The following is a 17,058-nucleotide window of genomic DNA, read 5'->3' on the forward strand; positions in this document are numbered from 1 at the left end:
GGGTGGGCGCAGTGAGGGTGGTCTTCACTGCCGTTGACGAGAGCGGGCGGAGACGGATATGTTCTTATGAAGAACTTGTGTGCGTAATGCGAACAACGAGGTGTGGCAACGTGGCAGAGATCGTTTCGCTTGCCGAGGGGGTCGGCAGGCTCGTACATGACGGCGACGTGGTCGCCCTGGAAGGGTTCACGCACCTGATCCCGCACGCGGCCGGGCAGGAGATCATCCGGCAGCGCCGCAGGGACCTCACGCTCGTGCGGATGACGCCCGACATCGTCTACGACCAGCTGATCGGCGCCGGGTGCGCGCGCAAGCTGATCTTCTCGTGGGGCGGCAACCCCGGCGTCGGCTCGCTGCACCGCTTCCGCGACGCCGTGCAGAACGGCTGGCCGGTGCCGCTGGAGATCGAGGAGCACAGCCACGCCGGCATGGCCAACCGCTACGTCGCGGGCGCCTCCGGGCTGCCGTTCGCGGTGCTGCGGGGCTACTCCGGCACCGACCTGCCCAAGCACACCGACACGATCAAGCAGATCACCTGCCCGTTCACCGGGGAGCAACTCGCCGCCGTGCCGGCGCTCAACCCGGACGTCTCGATCATTCACGCGCAACGGGCCGACCGCGCGGGCAACGTCCAGATCTGGGGCCTGGTCGGCGTGCAGAAGGAGGCCGTGCTCGCCGCCAAGCGCAGTCTGGTGACCGTGGAGGAGGTCGTGGACGAACTGGAGCCCGTGGCGGGCCAGACGATCCTGCCGAGCTGGGCCGTGACCTGCGTGGCCGAGGTGCCGCACGGCGCCCACCCCTCTTACGCGCAGGGCTACTACGACCGCGACAACGCCTACTACGAGCATTGGGATTCCATTGGGCGAAAGAGGGACTCGTTCGAGGACTGGCTTCGCGCCAAGGTGTTCGACATGGAGGTGACGGAGAAGTGACCGCGACGACCGAAGCGCAGCAGGCGTACACCTCCGACGAGATGATGTCCATCGCCGCGGCCAGGGTCCTCGGCAACGGGCAGCGCTGCTTCGTCGGCATCGGGCTGCCGTCCACCGCCGCGAACCTCGCGCGCCGCACGCACGCCCCCGACCTGGTGCTGATCTACGAGTCGGGCACGCTCGGGTCCAAACCGGACCGGCTGCCCGCGTCGATCGGCGACGGCATCCTCGCCGAGACCGCCGACGCCGTGATCAGCGTGCCCGAGGTGTTCAACTACTGGCTCCAGCCAGGCCGCATCGACGTCGGCTTCCTCGGCGCCGCCCAGCTCGACAAGTTCGGCAACATCAACACCACGGTGATCGGTGACGACTACGCCAACCCCAAGGTGCGCCTGCCCGGTGCGGGCGGTGCGCCGGAGATCGCCGCGTCGTGCCGCGAGGTGTTCGTGGTCGTGCGGCAGAGCAAGCGCAGCTTCGTCGACAAGGTCGACTTCGTGACCTCGGTGGGGCACGGCTCCGGCAAGGGCGACCGCGAGCGGCTGGGCCTGCGCGGAGCGGGCCCGACGCTCGTGATCACCGACCTCGGCATCCTGCGCCCCGACCCCGAGACCTCCGAGCTGGTGCTTAGCCAGCTGCACGAGGGCGTCGAGGTGGAGCAGGTGCGCGAGGCGACCGGCTGGGACCTCAAGGTCTCGCCGCAGCTGTCCCGCACCGAGGCGCCGACCGAGGCCGAGCTGGCCACGCTGCGCGCGCTGAAGGAGGCGGGCAAGTGAACGACGTCTTCGTGCTCGACGCCGTCCGCACGCCCTTCGGCCGCTACGGCGGCGCGCTGTCCGGGGTGCGGCCCGACGACCTCGCCGCGCACGTGCTGAGCGCGCTCGCGCAGCGCGTCGACCTCGACCCCTCGGCCGTCGACGAGGTACTCCTCGGCGACGCCAACGGAGCGGGCGAGGACAACCGCAACGTCGCGCGCATGGCCGCGCTGCTCGCCGGATGGCCGACGAGCGTGCCCGGGAGCACCGTGAACCGCCTCTGTGGCTCCGGTCTCGACGCCGCCATGCAGGCGAGCCGCACCATCGCGGTCGGCGACGCCTCGGTGGTGATCGCCGGTGGCGTGGAGTCGATGAGCCGGGCGCCGTGGGTGCTGCCCAAGCCGGGCAGGGCCTTCCCGAACGGCCACGAGACGATGTACTCCACCACGCTCGGCTGGCGCATGGTGAACCCGGCGATGCCGGAGCAGTGGACGGTCTCGCTCGGCGAGAGCACCGAGATCCTCGCCGAGCGCTACGGCATCGGCCGCGAGGCGCAGGACGAGTTCGCGCTGCGCAGCCACCGCAACGCCGCGAAGGCGTGGGACGCCGGGTTCTACGACGGTCACGTGGTGCCCGTGCCCGGCACGGAGCTCACCCGCGACGAGGGCGTCCGCCCGGACTCGAGCATGGAGAAGCTCGCCAAGCTCAAGCCCGCCTTCCGTCCACAGGGGACGGTGACGGCCGGGAACTCCTCGCCGCTCAACGACGGTGCGTCGGCGGTGCTGCTGGCCGACCAGGCCGGCGCCGACCGGCTCGGCGCTACGCCGCTCGCCCGCGTCGCGGGCCGCGGCGCGGCCGGGGTCGACCCGCACGTGTTCGGCATCGGCCCGGTCCGCGCGGCCGAGATCGCACTGGAGCGGGCCGGGATCGGCTGGGAGGACCTGGCGGCGGTGGAGCTGAACGAGGCGTTCGCCGCGCAGTCGCTCGCGTGCCTGGCCGACTGGCCCAAGCTGGATCCCGAGATCGTGAACGTCAACGGCGGCGCCATCGCCATCGGGCACCCGCTGGGCGCCTCCGGCGGTCGCATCCTCGGCGCGCTCGCGCACGAGCTCCGCCGCCGGGGCGGCGGCTGGGGACTCGCCGCCATCTGCATCGGCGTCGGCCAAGGGCTGGCCGTCGTCATCGAGGCGTGAACCAAGGAGGTTTCATGACCGCGTTGTCGGAGTCCGGGCTCGTGCTGCCGAGGTACCGGCGGGATCCGGAGGGGACGCACCCGCCGCTCGACTCGCCGGACTACAAGTCGACCGGGTTGCGGCACCCCAAGCAGCCGCTCGTGCTGCTGCCGCACAAGCTCACCGAGATCACCGGGCCGCTGCTCGGCCCCGGCAGGCTGGGCGAACTCGACAACGACCTCACGAAGCAGCACCCCGAGGAGCCACAGGGCCAGCGGATCATCGTGCACGGCCGCCTGCTCGACGGGGACGGGCGGCCCGTGCCCAACTCGCTCGTCGAGATCTGGCAGGCCAACGCGGGCGGCCGGTACAAGCACGTCTGGGACAACTGGCCGTGCCCGGTGGACCCCAATTTCGACGGCGTCGGCCGCACCATCACCGACAACGAGGGCCGCTACGAGTTCACCACCATCAAGCCCGGCGCCTACCCGTGGAAGAACCACGACAACGCCTGGCGGCCAGCGCACATCCACTTCTCGGTGTTCGGCACGGCGTTCACGCAGCGGCTGGTCACGCAGATGTACTTCCCGGACGATCCGCTGTTCTACCAGGACCCGATCTTCAACTCGGTGCCCGACGAGAAGGCGCGCAACCGCATGATCTCCCGCTTCGACCTGAGCCGGACCGTGCCGGAGTGGGCGCTGGCGTTCGAGTTCGACATCGTGCTGCGGGGCAGGGAAGCCACGCCCTTCGAGGACGAGGAGGACGAGTGAGCGACGATTCTGGCCCTTCCGCTCGCGGAGTCCGACCGGGTGCGGGTGTCCCGCAGAGCACAGAGGAGGAGCACTGATGAGCACGCCTTCGCAGACGGTCGGACCGTACCTCTCGCTCGGCCTGCCCTGGGCGGACGGGCCCACGGTGGTGGAGGAGGGCACGCCTGGCGCGGTGTGGATCCGCGGTGTGGTCTACGACGGCGCGGGCACGCCGGTTCCCGACGGACTGATCGAGACATGGCAGGGCGACGCGCACGGCCGGTTCGACCACCCCGACGACCCGCGCGGCGCGCAGCCGGGCTTCCGCGGCTTCGGCCGCTGCCCGACCAACGACGACGGCGAGTACGGGATCCTCACCGTGGTGCCGGGCGCGCTGCCCGGCGAGGCGCCGCACATCAACGTGTCGGTGTTCGCGCGCGGGCTGCTGCACCGCGTCGTCACCCGCGTCTACTTCCCGGAGAACACCGAGGCCAACGCGGCCGACCCCGTGCTCGCGTCCGTGCCGGAGGAGCGCAGGGGCACGCTCGTCGCCCGCAGGAGCGAGGACGGCTACACGTTCGACGTGCGTTTGCAGGGCGAGGGCGAGACAGTGTTCTTTGATGTCTGAGCTGTTCGACCCCGTCCTCGCCGCCGGCCCCGTGCGTGACGAGACCGGCGACGCCGCGTGGCTGAAGGGGATGCTGGACTTCGAGGCCGCACTGGCCTCCGCGCAGGCCGACGTCGGGCTCATCGGCCGCGAGCATGCCGACGCGATCGGTGCGGCCTGCCGTCCCGCGGACTACGACGTCGCGGAGCTGGGCAGGGCCGCCACCGGGATCGGCAACCCCGCCGGGCCGCTGGTCCGGGCGCTCACCGACCGCGTCGGCGGCGAGGCGGCCCGGCACGTGCACCGAGGGGCGACCAGCCAGGACGTGGTGGACACCGCGGCCATGCTGGTCGCCACGCGCGCGCTCGCGCCGCTGCTCGCGGACCTCGGCGCGTGCGCCGACGCCGCGGCCCGGCTGGCGGAGGAGCACGCGACGACCATCCAAGTGGGACGGACGTTGCTGCAGCACGCGACGCCGGTGACGTTCGGGCTCACCGCGGCGGGCTGGCTCACCGCCCTCGGCAACGCGGGCGAGCGGCTGGCCGCGCTGCGGCTGCCCGCCCAGCTCGGCGGCGCGACGGGCACGCTCGCCTCGCTCGGTGAGCACGGGCCGGCCGTGCTCACCGCGCTGAGCGCGCGGCTCGGCCTCGCCGAACCGGTGCTGCCGTGGCACACCGACCGCACGCCCGTCGCGGAGCTGGCCGGTGCGCTGGGGGAGACGGCCGGTGCGGTGGCTGGGATCGCGAGGGCCATCGTGCTGCTCGCGCAGACCGATGTCGGGGAGGTGCACGAGCAGGGCCCGCCCGGCAGCGGCGGCTCGTCGACCATGCCCCACAAGCGCAACCCCGTGGCGGCGGTGTCGGCGCTCGCCTCGGCCAAGCAGGCCCCGGGGCTGGTCGCCGACCTGCTCGCGGCGATGGAGCAGGAACACCAGCGCGCCGCCGGGGCGTGGCATGCCGAGTGGCGACCGCTCACGGAACTGTTGCGCACCACCGGTTCCGCGGTCCACTGGCTGCGCACGAGCCTCGGCAGGCTGCATGTCGACGCCGGGGCGATGCGGGCGAACCTGGACCGCAGCGGAGGAGTGTTGCTCGCCGAGCGTGTCACCACGGAGCTGGCCGCCGGGACAGGCCGCCTCGCCGCGCACGACGCCGTCACCGCGTGCTGCCGGCGCGCGCTCGCGGGCGAGGGCGAGCTGGCCGGCCTGCTCGCGGAGGATCCGCTGGTGGGCGGGCGGCTCTCCCGGGAACGCATCGCGGAGCTGCTCGATCCGTCGGGTTACCTTGGCAGCGCCGGAGTGTTCGTGGAGCGCGCGCTGGCCGCGCATCGGGAGCGGAAGGAGACGTCGTGAAGGTCAACCATGTGGTCGAGGGCCCGCCCGACGGCGACGTCGTGGTTCTGTCCGGTTCGATCGGCAGCAACCTCAGCATGTGGGACCCGCAGATCGGCCCGTTGACGGCGGCCGGGTACCGCGTGGTGCGCTACGACCAGCGTGGGCACGGCCGCACGCCCGTTCCGGATCACCCCGCCACGCTCGACGAGCTGGGCGGTGACGTCGTGGAGCTGCTCGACACCCTCGGCGTGGAGCGCGCGCATTTCGTGGGGCTCTCGCTCGGGGGCATGACGGGCATGTGGCTCGGCGTGCACGCGCCGGAGCGGATCGGCGGGCTCGTGCTGTGCTGCACGTCGGCCAAGCTCGGCACCCCGGAGATGTGGGAGCAGCGGGCGAAGGACGCGCGCACGCAGGGCATGGAGGCGATCGCCGACGGCAGCATCGGCCGCTGGTTCACCGCCGACTGGCTCGTCGCGCACCCCGATCTCGGCCGCGAGTACCACCACATGACCGCGGCGACCCCGGCCGCGGGCTACGCGGCGTGCTGCCACGCGATCGCTTCGATGGACCTGGTGGCCGACCTGCCGAGGATCGCGGCGCCCACGCTCGTGATCGCGGGCGCGGACGACCCGGCGACGCCGCCGCAGGAGCACGGCGCGGTGATCGCCAAGGGCATCCCCGGCGCGCGGCTGGAGGTCGTGGAGCAGGCCGCGCACCTCGGCAACGTCGAGCAGCCGGAGCGTTTCTCCGAGCTGATCACCGGGCATCTGAAGGAGGTGCGATGAGCGGCGAGGCCTACTCCGAGGGCATGAAGGTGCGCCGCGAGGTGCTCGGCGACGAGCACGTCGACCGCGCCGTGGCGAACACGACCGAGTTCACCAAGCCCTTCCAGGACTACATCACACGCGCGGCGTGGGGCTCGGTCTGGACGCGCGACGGTCTGGACCGCAAGACCCGCAGCTGCATCACCCTCGCCGTGCTCACCGCGCTGCACTGCCACGGCGAGATCGCCATGCACGTGCGGGCCGCGATCGGCAACGGGCTGACCCCGGAGGAGATCTCCGAGGTGCTGCTCCACACGGGTGTCTACGCGGGTGTGCCCGCGGCCAACGAGGCCTACCAGATCGCGTCGCGCACGCTGGCCGAGATGGGTGAGCCTTAAAGTCACGTCATGGAAGAGGAAGCCACTCGCGGCGCGCACCACGTGCAGTCGCTGGAGCGCGGGCTCGCGGTCATCAAGGCGTTCGACGCGGGCTCGCCGACACTGACGCTCAGCGACGTCGCCAAGGTCACCGGGCTCACGCGCGCGGCGGCGCGGCGATTCCTGCTGACGCTCGTGGATCTCGGCTACGTGCGCACCGACGGCAAGTACTTCTCGCTGACGGCCCGCGTGCTCGAGCTCGGCTATGCCTTCCTGTCGAGCCTGTCGCTGCCGGAGGTGGCGCGGCCTCACCTGGAACGGCTCTCCGCGGAGGTCCACGAGTCGAGCTCCGTGTCCGTGCTGGAGGGAACCGACATCGTCTACGTGACCCGCGTCGCGGTCTCGCGGATCATGGCGGTGACGATCAACGTCGGCACCCGGTTCCCCGCGCACGCGACGTCGATGGGGCACGTGCTGCTCGCCGGGCTGCCGAAGTCCGAACTGGACGAGTACCTGGAACGGGCGTCGTTCGAGCGGCTCACGTCGCACACGATCGTCTCGGCCGACGCGCTGCGGGCGGAGCTGGACACCGTGCGCGCCAACGGTTACGCGGTCGTGGACCAGGAGCTGGAGGAGGGGTTGCGCTCCGTCGCGGCGCCCATTCACGGCGCGGACGGCTCGGTGGTGGCGGCGGTCAACCTCTCCACCCACGCGAGCCGCAACACGCCCGAGTCGGTGCGCGGCGAGCTGCTGCCCGCGCTGCTCGCCGCGGCGAAGCGGATCGAGGCCGACCTGGCGATGACTTCGTCGGCGCGCGTGTCGTGAGCGTCGCGGGCGTGCTCCTCGCGGCCGGGGCCGGCAGGCGGTTCGGCAAGCCGAAGGCGCTGGCCGAACTCGAAGGCGAGGCGCTGGTGACGCGTGCCGTGCGCGTGCTCGCCGAAGGCGGCTGCGACCCCGTGCTGGTGGTGCTCGGCGCCCGGGCCGACGAGGCGCGCGCCCACGTGCCGCGGCACGTGCGCACGGTCGTCGCGACCGACTGGGCGGAGGGCATGGGTGCGTCGCTCCGTGCCGGGCTGACCGCGCTGGCCGGTCTCGACCCCACACCGGACGCGGCGCTCGTGCACCTGGTGGACCTGCCGTGGGCGGGCGCCGACGTGATCGCGAGGCTGGCCGCGCTCGGGACACCGGGGGCCGTCGCGCGAGCGGCGTACGACGGCGTGCCCGGCCACCCCGTGCTCTTCGGCAGGCGCTGGTGGGCGGACGTCGCGGCGCAGGCGAGCGGCGACCGGGGTGCCCGCGGCTGGCTTGCGGACCGCGCGGACGTGCGCCTGGTGGAGTGCGCCGATCTCGGCAGCGGAACCGACGTGGACACCCCTGGCCACGGAGTCGGTTAGCCCGGTCGCCCCTACTGCAGTGAAGGCCACCTTCACTGCGTTCAACGCAGGCAGGGTGGCCTTCACTGCGGACGCGACCCGGCCCGGGCGGCCGGTGAGTTCCGTGCATCCGGTGAGATCCATCTAGGCTCTGCAGATGTGACAGACGACAGCACGGCAGCGGTCGGCTCACCGGACGAACTGGCGAAGCTGCTCGAAGGCATCGGTTACCTCGCCGACGAGGGCGTGGCGACCGCCGCGTTCCTGGCACTGCGGATGCGCAGGCCGTTGTTCTGCGAGGGCGAGCCGGGCACCGGCAAGACGTCTCTGGCCGTCGCCCTCGCCGAGAGCCTCGGCCTGCCGCTCATCCGCCTGCAGTGCCACGAGGGCATCGACGCCGCGCAAGCGCTCTACGAATGGGACTTCCCCCGCCAGCTGCTGCACCTGCGCGCGCTGGAGGCGGCCGAGGGCGGGCGGCTCGACGTGGACGTGGCGGAGCAGTCGCTGTACACCGAGCGGTTCCTGCTGGCCAGGCCGTTGCTGCGCGCGCTGCAGTCCGCGCCGTGCGTGCTGCTCGTCGACGAGATCGACCGCGCCGACGACGAGTTCGAGGCGTTCCTGCTGCAGCTGCTCGACGAGAACACGGTGACGATCCCCGAGTACGGCGAGGTCCGCGCCGTCGTGCCGCCGCTGGTGGTGCTCACGTCGAACCGCACACGTGAGGTGCACGACGCGCTCAAGCGCCGCTGCCTCTACCACTGGCTGGAGCACCCCGGCCTTTCGCGGGAGATCGCGATCCTGCGCAGCCGCATCCCCGGCATCGGCGAGCGGCTGTCCGAGCAGGTCGCCGAGGCGGTGCAACGGCTGCGCACGATGGAGCTGCTCAAGCCGCCCGGCGTGGCCGAGGCGCTCGACTGGGCCCGCGCGCTGTTGTCTCTCGACCGTGACGAGCTCGACGCCGCGTCCGCCGCCGCGACACTGGGCGCCGTGCTCAAGTACAGCGAGGACCTCGACCGCGTGCGCGCCCGTTTGGACGCATTGCTGGCGTAGGTGTCGGAATCTCGTCCTCCGCTCCGATTGATTCCCGGAAGGAACGTTCGGACACAGAGAGGACGAACCGATGCGAAGACTCTGGGGAGCGCTCGCGGCCGTGCTGGCCGTGCTGCTCGCCGTACCGGCGACCACGGCCGCGAGTGAACAGCCGCACCGCAGCCACCACGGCTGGATCAACGGGGCGGAGTACCGCGTCGAGGTGCCGCACCGCTGGAACGGCACGCTCGTGCTGTACAGCCACGGCTACCTGCCGCCCGGACTCGAACTCCCGCCCGGCGTCGCGCTGTCGGCCGTGCCCGCGACCGAGCAGTGGCTGCTGGACCACGGCTACGCGCTCGCGGCGTCCGACTTCCGCGGCCGGGTCGGGTTCGCCGTCGAGGAGGCGCTGGAGGACCAGATCGCCCTGCTCGACTGGTTCGAGGCCAACGTCGGCACGCCGCGCACCACGGTGTCGAGCGGCATGTCGATGGGCGGCGGCATCGCGACGGTGCTGGCCGAGCGCAACCCGCACCGCATCGACGGCGTGCTGAGCCAGTGTGCCGAGTACGACTTCACGGGCACCTGGAACACCGCGCTCGACATCGGCTTCGTCGTGCGGGAGCTGCTCGCGCCCGACGCGGGCATCGAACTGGTGGAGGCCGCCGACCCGCAGCGCAGCACGGACCTGCTCATCGCCACCGTCAACGACGCGCTCACCACGCCGGAGGGCCGCGCGAAGCTCGCGCTCGCCGGCGCGCTGGGCAACATCCCGCCGTGGTACTCCTCGCACGACCCCGAGCCCGCTGAGCTCGTCGAGCGGATCACCCAGCAGGCCGGCTGGACCAGGGACGCGTACTCCTGGGGCATCGGGCCGAACGGCCGCGCCGACCTGGAGCCCCGCGCTGGCGGCAACCCGTCGTGGAACACCGGCATCGACTACTCGCGCCAGTTCGCCCGCTCCGCCTACGCCGACCTGGCCAGGAAGGCATACCGGGCCGCGGGGCTCGATCTCCGTGCCGACCTCGCCCGACTCGACGCGGCCCCGCGCATCGCGGCGGATCCTGGCGCCCGTGCGTGGCTGACCGGCCTCAACCCGAAGGGCACCACCCCGGCACCCGTGCTCACCACGCACACCATCGGTGACGGCGGCGCGATCACCGATCAGGCACGCTGGTACGCCGAGCAGGTGCGCCGCTTCGGCGACCCCGGAGACCTGCGCCAGCTCTATCTCGACCGGGGCGGGCACTGCTCCTTCAGCGCCGCCGACGAGATCGTGGCCCTGCGGTCGCTGTTGCGCCGCGTCGAGTCCGGGCACTGGCCGAACCTGCGGCCGCGGGAGCTGAACCGCGCGGTCGCCGGGTTCCCCGCCGAGCCGTACCAGCAGGTGTTCGACCTGGTCAGCCAGGAGGCACGGGTGATGCCGCCCGGATTCGCGCACTTCCTGCCGCCCCGGTTCCTGCGGCCCTCGGCCTGACGACCTGGAGCGGAATCCAGGGCACAATGGCGGGTATGGGCACACCGGTGACCGTTGACCCGCTGCCCGGCCTCGTCGGCTTCGCCGCCGTGTTGCGCGAGGCCGGGCTGCCCTGCGACGCCCACCGGGTCCAGGCATATCTCTCCGCCGTCGAACGCCTCGACGCGAGCGATGCGGCGCAGGTCTACTGGGCGGGCAGGCTCACACTGTGCGCCGATCCCGACGACCTGCCGCGCTACGACGAGGCGTTCGACGCGTGGTTCAACGCCGCGCCGCCGCTGCGCGAGCGGGCGTCCGTGCCGCGGCCGCAGCGGGCGACCATCGCCGCGCTGGTCGCCCGCGAGCAGGGCGACGGCGAGGGCGGCGAGGTGGGCGAGCAGCTGGCCGTGGCCGCCAGCGACGCCGAGGTGCTGCGCGAACGCGACCTGGGCGAGCTGACGGCGGCCGAGCGCAGGCACCTACGGGAGCTGATGGGCACGCTGCGGCCCGTGCTGCCGTCCCGGTCGTCGCTGCGTTACCGGCCCGCCCGCCGGGGACGGCTCGACCCCGGCCGCACGCTGCGCGCGATGCTCGCCGACGGCGGCGAGACCGGCAGGCTCGCCTACGCGCGGCACGGTCCGCGCCCGCGCAGGCTGGTCCTGCTGATCGACGTGTCGGGCTCGATGAAGCCCTACGCCGACTCGCTGTTGCGCTTCGCCCACGTCGTGGTGCGCGCCGCGCCCGCGCGCGTCGAGGTGTTCACGCTGGGCACGCGACTGACGCGGGTGTCGCGGCAGCTGCGCCAGCGCGATCCCGAGCGGGCGATGCTCTCGGCGGCACAGGCCGTCGCCGACTTCGCGGGCGGCACGAGGCTCGGCGAGACCCTGCGCGGCTTCCTCGACCGCTGGGGCCAGCGAGGGCTCGCCCGGCGGGCCGTGGTGGTGCTGTTCTCCGACGGCTGGGAACGCGGCGACGTGTCGCTGCTGGGGGAGCAGGCCGCGCGGCTGCGCAGGCTCGCCCACCGGGTGTTCTGGGTGAACCCGCACGCGGGTCACGAGGGTTACGCTCCGGTGCAGTCTGGGATCGCCGCCGCGCTCCCGCACGTGGACCGGTTGCTGGCAGGCCACAGCCTCGCCACGTTGGAACGACTTCTCCGGGAGATCCGAGATGCATGACGTGCTGGACGAGCTCCACCGCCGCTGGTCGGCGGGCGAGACGGTGGGTGTGGGAACCGTGGTGGCCACGTTCTCGTCGGCGCCGAGGGCGCCCGGCGCGGCGATGCTGGTGGCCGCCGACGGCTCCGCCGTCGGCAGCGTGTCGGGCGGCTGCGTCGAGGGCGCCGTCTACGAGCTGGCGCAGCAGGTGGTGGAGGACGGCGCGCCGGTGCTGCAGCGCTACGGCGTGAGCGACGACGACGCGTTCGCCGTGGGGCTGACCTGCGGCGGGATCATCGACATCTTCGTGGAGCGGGTGGACCGCGAGTCCATGCCCGAGCTGGCCGACCTGGTGACGTCGGTGCGGGAGGGCAGGCCGGTCGCGGTCGTGACCACGATCGAGCACCCCGACCCCGCGCTGCTCGGCAAGCGCATGCTCGTGTGGCCCGACCGCGCGAGCGGGGGGCTCGGCTCCGACCGCATCGACGACGCCGTGCTCGACGACGCGCGCGGGCTGCTCGCCGGCGGGCGGTCGGCGACCCTGCACTACGGCCCCGACGGGCAGCGCAGGGGCGAGGGCATGGCGGTGTTCGTCAACACCTTCGAGCCGCCGCCGAGGATGCTCGTGTTCGGCGCGATCGACTTCGCCGCCGCGATGGCCAGGATGGGCACGTTCCTCGGCTACGAGGTGACCGTGTGCGACGCGCGGCCCGTGTTCGCGACCAAGACCCGGTTCCCCGAGGCGCACGACGTGGTCGTCGACTGGCCGCACCGCTATCTCAAGGCCGAGGCGGAGGCGGGCCGGATCGACGGCAGGACCGTGATCACCGTGCTCACCCACGACCCGAAGTTCGACGTGCCGCTGCTGGAGGTCGCGCTGCGCCTCGACGTCGGCTACATCGGGGCGATGGGCTCGCGGCGTACCCACGACGACCGCATCTCGAGGCTGCGTGAAGCCGGGATCACCGACGCCGAGCTGAAACGGCTTGCCTCGCCGATCGGTCTCGATCTCGGCGCGCGCACCCCGGAGGAGACCGCCGTGTCGATCGGCGCGGAGATCATCGCGCTGCGGTGGGGCGGCGGCGGGCGGCGGCTGTCCGATCTCGACGGCCGCATTCACGGCGAGCAGGAACGCTAGCGTCCTGCGCCGGAGGTTCGGCGCAGGACACCAGGCGTCCAATTCCACGCCGATTTGGCGTGCGTCTGGAAACTTGGTGACCGATCGGGGGACACGTTCCGCGAATCGGGAATGATCAACGTCGTCGTGCCGCAGGTGCGGATCGAGCCGGGTTTCCTCTCCAGACGGGGGGTTGTCCCATTGGGCCGAAAGTAGCAGGCTCGCCCTGTGAGGCCGATCACCGGCGACGGTGCTCGGCTCAGGCCGTTCCACAGCGGCCCGCCTGGCGGGCCGAGCCACCACAGGAGGCCCAATGCGCATCACCGTCACAGTTGACGGCACCAGCTACACCGACGACGTCGAGCCTCGCACGCTGCTCGTGCACTACCTGCGCGAACGGCTTGGGAAGGTCGGCACGGTGGTTGGTTGCGACACCAGTAACTGCGGAGCCTGTACCGTGCATCTCGACGGGCACAGCGTCAAGTCCTGTTCCGTGCTGGCCGTGCAGGCCGACGGCAGTGAGGTCACCACCATCGAGGGCCTCGCCCGCGACGGTCAGCTCCACCCCGTGCAGCAGGCGTTCCACGACAACCACGCGTTGCAGTGCGGGTTCTGCACCCCAGGCATGATCATGCAGTCGATCGACCTGCTCTCCGACAACCCCGACCCCGACGAGCACGCGGTCAGGGAGGGCCTCGAGGGCAACCTGTGCCGGTGCACCGGCTACCAGAACATCGTGAAGGCGGTGCGCGACGCGGCACACCACATGCGGCCAGGCGCGGGCCCGGAGGCCGAGCGCGTGACCGGTGCCGATACCGGCAGCAGGACCGCGTCGAGCGTCGGAGGGGGTGGCGAGTAGATGACCGCCACCATCGAACCGGAGGTCGGCAAGGGCCGGCTCCGCAAGGAGGACGAGCGGCTCATCACCGGCCGCACGCGCTGGACCGACAACCTGACGCTGCCCGGCCTGGTTCACCTCGCGGTGCTGCGCAGCACCGTGGCCCACGCCAAGATCGTCAGCATCGACACCTCCGCCGCCAAGGAGATGCCGGGTGTGCTCGCCGTCTTCACCGGCGACGACCTCGACCCCGAGGGCAAGATCGGCATGCCGTGCGCGTGGCCGATCACGCCGGACATGAAGTCGCCGCGCAGGCCGGTTCTCGCGCAGGGCACGGTGAACTTCGCCGGTGAGGGCGTCGCCGTGGTCGTGGCCCGCAGCGCGGGCGAGGCCGAGGACGCGCTCGCCGAGATCGACGTCGAGTACGAGGACCTGCCCGTGGTGCTCGGGCTGGAGAACGCGCTCGCCGAGGACGCTCCGCTCGTGCACGAGGACCTCGGCACGAACCGCAACGCGCTCTGGGTGTTCGACTCCGGCGAGGCCGGCTCCGGCGGCAACGTGGAACAGGCGATCGCCGACGCCGAGGTGGTCGTCAAGCGACGGTTCCGCCAGCAGCGGCTCGTCCCGGCGTTCATGGAGCCCCGCGCATGCGTGGTCGACCCGACCGCAGCGCAGCTCACCATGTGGTCGGCGACCCAGATCCCGCACATCCTCAAGACGATGTCGGCGCTGACGCTCGGCCTGCCCGAGCACAAGATCCGTGTGATCGCGCCCGACGTCGGCGGCGGGTTCGGCGGCAAGATCGCCGTGCTGCCCGAGGAGATCATGTGCCTGCTGATAGCGCAAAAGCTCGGCAAGCCGGTCAAGTGGACCGAGTCGCGGTCCGAGACCATGGTCGCCGCGCACCACGGCCGTGACCAGATCCAGGACCTGACCATCGCGGCCAAGCGCGACGGCACGGTCACCGGGCTCAAGGTCGAGCTGCTCGCCGACATGGGCGCCTACCTCGGCCTCGTCGGGCCGGGCGTGCCGATCCTCGGCGCGTTCATGTTCAACGCGATCTACAAGATCCCGGCGTACCACTTCGCGTGCACCAACGTGTTCACCAACACCACGCTCACCGACGCCTACCGCGGCGCGGGCAGGCCCGAGGCCACGTTCGCGATCGAGCGGATGATGGACGAGCTCGCGGCGGAGCTCGGCATGGACCCGATGGAGCTGCGCGAGAAGAACTGGATCAAGCACGACGAGTTCCCGTACACCACGGTCTCGACGCTGACCTACGACTCGGGCAACTACGAGGCCGCCACGCAGAAGGCCATGGAGCTGTTCGGCTACGAAGCGCTGCGGCAGGAACAGCGGGAGCGCCGTGAGCGCAACGACCCCGTGCAGCTCGGCATCGGCATCTCGACGTTCACCGAGATGTGCGGTCTCGCTCCGTCGCGCGTGCTCGGCTCGCTCGACTACGGCGCAGGCGGCTGGGAGCACGCGGCGATCCGCATGCTGCCGACCGGCAAGGTCGAGGTGATCACGGGTGCCTCGGCGCACGGGCAGGGACACGAGACGGCGTGGAGCCAGATCGTGGCCGACCAGCTGGGCGTGCCGTTCGAGGACGTCGAGGTGCTGCACGGCGACACGCAGTCGTCGCACAAGGGCCTCGACACCTACGGCTCGCGTTCGCTGGCCGTCGGCGGCATCGCCGTGGTGAAGGCGACGGAGAAGGTCATCGAGAAGGCCCGCAAGGTCGCCGCGCACATGATGGAGTGCTCGGAGGACGACCTCGAGTTCAGCGGCGGCAAGTTCACGGTGAAGGGCACCGACCGCTCCACCGGCATCGGGGACATCGCGCTCGCGGTGTTCGCCGCGCACGACCTGCCGGAGGGCGTCGAGCCGACGCTCGACTCCGAGGCCGTGTACGACCCGGAGAACTTCTCCTTCCCGCACGGCACGCACCTGTGCGCCACCGAGGTGGACACCGAGACCGGACGAGTGCGCATCCGCTCGTACGTCTGCGTGGACGACGTCGGCAAGGTGGTCAACCCGATCATCGTGGAAGGCCAGATGCACGGCGGGCTCGCACAGGGCATCGCGCAGGCGCTGTACGAGGAGGCCGTGTACGACGAGAGCGGCACGCTCACGTCGGGCACGTTCGCCGACTACCTGCTGCCCTCGGCGGCCGACCTGCCGTCGTTCACGACCGACCGCACCGAGACGCCGTCGACCACCAACCCGCTCGGCGTCAAGGGCGTCGGGGAGGCGGGCACGATCGCCTCGACCCCGGCCGTGGTGAACGCCGTGGTCGACGCCGTCCGCCAGTTCGGCGTGAACGACATCGAGATGCCACTCAGCCCCATGCGGGTGTGGCAGGCGATCCGCACCGGCGAGAAGGCCGCGGGCGGACCCGGTGCCGAGGCCGGTGGCGGCCTCGGTTCGATCGACCCGGCACACGGAGGTGCTCAGTGATTCCCGCTCCGTTCGACTACGTCGCGCCGTCCACCGTGGATGACGCGGTTCGGGCGCTCGCCGACGCTGGCGAGGACGCCAAGGTCCTCGCGGGTGGGCAGAGCCTGCTTCCGGTGCTGCGCGTCCGGCTCGCCGCTCCGACGAAGATCATCGACCTCGGCAAGGTCGCTGAGCTGCGCGGCGTGCGCGAGGAGGGCGACCACCTCGTGATCGGGTCCATGACCACGCACTACGACGTGCAGCGGGACCCGCTCATCGCCGAACACGCGGCGCTGCTCGCGCGGGCGACCGACACCGTGGCCGATCCGCAGGTGCGGCACCGAGGAACGTTCGGCGGTTCCATCGCGCACGCCGACCCGGCGGGCGACCTGCTCGCCCCGGCGCTCGCGCTGGACTGCGAGATGGTCATCCGCGGCATGGACGGTCAGCGCACGGTGGCGGCCGCTGACTTCTTCGAGGACTTCTTCACGACGTCGCTGGCGCCGGACGAGATCCTCGTCGAGGTGCGGGTGCCGAAGCACACCGGCTGGCACGCGCACTACGAGAAGTTCAACCGCGTCGCGCAGGCGTGGTCAATGGTCGCCGTCGCGGCGACGGTGCGCACCGACGGTGACACCATCGCCGAGGCCCGGGTCGCGCTGACGAACATGTCGTCGGTGCCGGTGCGGGCCCGCGGCGTCGAGGAGGCGCTGGTCGGGCAGCCGGCCACCGCCGAGTCGATCCGCGCCGCCGCCGAGCACGCGGCCGAGGGCACCAACCCGACCGTCGACGGCAACGCCGACGTCGAGTACCGGCAGCACCTCGCCCGCGTCCTCACGGGCCGCGCGATCTCCGCGGCCATGGCAGGCTGAAGTTCTCCGGTCCCCAAGGCCACCTTTGTTGCACTCAACGCAACTAAGGTGGCCTTGGGGGCAGCTTTTCCGCGACTCAGGAAGGAGG

At 71.8% G+C, this 17,058-nt stretch carries 17 protein-coding genes; all 17 read left to right on the forward strand.

From position 1 onward, the window contains the following. Positions 1 to 110: 110 nt before the first annotated feature. The gene (locus tag DI005_RS27190; RefSeq protein WP_112275690.1) at positions 111 to 932 is read left to right on the forward strand and encodes a CoA transferase subunit A; all 822 of its coding nucleotides are present in this window, start codon (positions 111 to 113) and stop codon (positions 930 to 932) included. 41 nt (positions 933 to 973) lie between these two features. Next, on the forward strand, positions 974 to 1,705 hold the full coding sequence (locus DI005_RS27195) for a CoA-transferase subunit beta (RefSeq protein ID WP_112275821.1): 732 nt from the start codon (positions 974 to 976) through the stop codon (positions 1,703 to 1,705). Then, complete coding sequence (locus tag DI005_RS27200; RefSeq protein ID WP_112275691.1) at positions 1,702 to 2,877, forward strand: thiolase family protein; 1,176 nt, start codon at positions 1,702 to 1,704, stop codon at positions 2,875 to 2,877. Before DI005_RS27195 ends, DI005_RS27200 begins: the two co-directional genes overlap by 4 nt. Before the next feature lie 14 nt (positions 2,878 to 2,891). Then, on the forward strand, positions 2,892 to 3,629 hold the full coding sequence (gene pcaH / locus DI005_RS27205; RefSeq protein ID WP_113644048.1) for a protocatechuate 3,4-dioxygenase subunit beta: 738 nt from the start codon (positions 2,892 to 2,894) through the stop codon (positions 3,627 to 3,629). 76 nt (positions 3,630 to 3,705) lie between these two features. Beyond that, on the forward strand, positions 3,706 to 4,236 hold the full coding sequence (gene pcaG, locus DI005_RS27210) for a protocatechuate 3,4-dioxygenase subunit alpha (protein WP_113644049.1): 531 nt from the start codon (positions 3,706 to 3,708) through the stop codon (positions 4,234 to 4,236). Then, complete coding sequence (gene pcaB, locus DI005_RS27215; protein ID WP_113644050.1) at positions 4,229 to 5,566, forward strand: 3-carboxy-cis,cis-muconate cycloisomerase; 1,338 nt, start codon at positions 4,229 to 4,231, stop codon at positions 5,564 to 5,566. The genes pcaG and pcaB overlap by 8 nt, the downstream gene beginning before the upstream one ends. Further along, positions 5,563 to 6,333: a 3-oxoadipate enol-lactonase gene (pcaD, locus tag DI005_RS27220; RefSeq protein WP_112275695.1), complete on the forward strand. Its 771-nt coding sequence runs from the start codon at positions 5,563 to 5,565 to the stop codon at positions 6,331 to 6,333. Before pcaB ends, pcaD begins: the two co-directional genes overlap by 4 nt. Further along, complete coding sequence (gene pcaC / locus DI005_RS27225; protein WP_112275696.1) at positions 6,330 to 6,710, forward strand: 4-carboxymuconolactone decarboxylase; 381 nt, start codon at positions 6,330 to 6,332, stop codon at positions 6,708 to 6,710. Before pcaD ends, pcaC begins: the two co-directional genes overlap by 4 nt. Positions 6,711 to 6,719: 9 nt before the next feature. Next, the gene (locus tag DI005_RS27230; protein ID WP_113644051.1) at positions 6,720 to 7,514 is read left to right on the forward strand and encodes an IclR family transcriptional regulator C-terminal domain-containing protein; all 795 of its coding nucleotides are present in this window, start codon (positions 6,720 to 6,722) and stop codon (positions 7,512 to 7,514) included. Then, on the forward strand, positions 7,511 to 8,083 hold the full coding sequence (locus DI005_RS27235) for an NTP transferase domain-containing protein (protein ID WP_113644052.1): 573 nt from the start codon (positions 7,511 to 7,513) through the stop codon (positions 8,081 to 8,083). The genes DI005_RS27230 and DI005_RS27235 overlap by 4 nt, the downstream gene beginning before the upstream one ends. A 138-nt stretch (positions 8,084 to 8,221) precedes the next feature. Further along, on the forward strand, positions 8,222 to 9,112 hold the full coding sequence (locus DI005_RS27240; RefSeq protein ID WP_112275699.1) for a MoxR family ATPase: 891 nt from the start codon (positions 8,222 to 8,224) through the stop codon (positions 9,110 to 9,112). Positions 9,113 to 9,182: 70 nt separating this feature from the next. Next, positions 9,183 to 10,568 (forward strand): S9 family peptidase, encoded by a 1,386-nt coding sequence (locus tag DI005_RS27245; protein ID WP_113644053.1) that lies wholly within the window; start codon positions 9,183 to 9,185, stop codon positions 10,566 to 10,568. Between the two features lie 35 nt (positions 10,569 to 10,603). Continuing rightward, entirely contained in the window at positions 10,604 to 11,722 is a 1,119-nt protein-coding gene (locus DI005_RS27250; RefSeq protein WP_199543251.1) for a VWA domain-containing protein, read from the forward strand. Beyond that, the gene (locus DI005_RS27255; protein ID WP_112275705.1) at positions 11,715 to 12,839 is read left to right on the forward strand and encodes an XdhC/CoxI family protein; all 1,125 of its coding nucleotides are present in this window, start codon (positions 11,715 to 11,717) and stop codon (positions 12,837 to 12,839) included. The genes DI005_RS27250 and DI005_RS27255 overlap by 8 nt, the downstream gene beginning before the upstream one ends. A 292-nt stretch (positions 12,840 to 13,131) precedes the next feature. Beyond that, positions 13,132 to 13,677, forward strand: a complete 546-nt coding sequence (locus DI005_RS27260) for a (2Fe-2S)-binding protein (RefSeq protein WP_112275707.1) — start codon at positions 13,132 to 13,134, stop codon at positions 13,675 to 13,677. Continuing rightward, the gene (locus tag DI005_RS27265) at positions 13,678 to 16,119 is read left to right on the forward strand and encodes a xanthine dehydrogenase family protein molybdopterin-binding subunit (RefSeq protein WP_112275709.1); all 2,442 of its coding nucleotides are present in this window, start codon (positions 13,678 to 13,680) and stop codon (positions 16,117 to 16,119) included. It begins immediately after the preceding gene. Beyond that, positions 16,116 to 16,970: a xanthine dehydrogenase family protein subunit M gene (locus DI005_RS27270; RefSeq protein WP_113644055.1), complete on the forward strand. Its 855-nt coding sequence runs from the start codon at positions 16,116 to 16,118 to the stop codon at positions 16,968 to 16,970. The genes DI005_RS27265 and DI005_RS27270 overlap by 4 nt, the downstream gene beginning before the upstream one ends. The last annotated feature ends 88 nt before the right edge of the window (positions 16,971 to 17,058 follow it).

Source organism: Prauserella sp. PE36, assembly GCF_003311655.1.
Taxonomy (GTDB): Bacteria; Actinomycetota; Actinomycetes; order Mycobacteriales; family Pseudonocardiaceae; genus Prauserella_A; species Prauserella_A endophytica.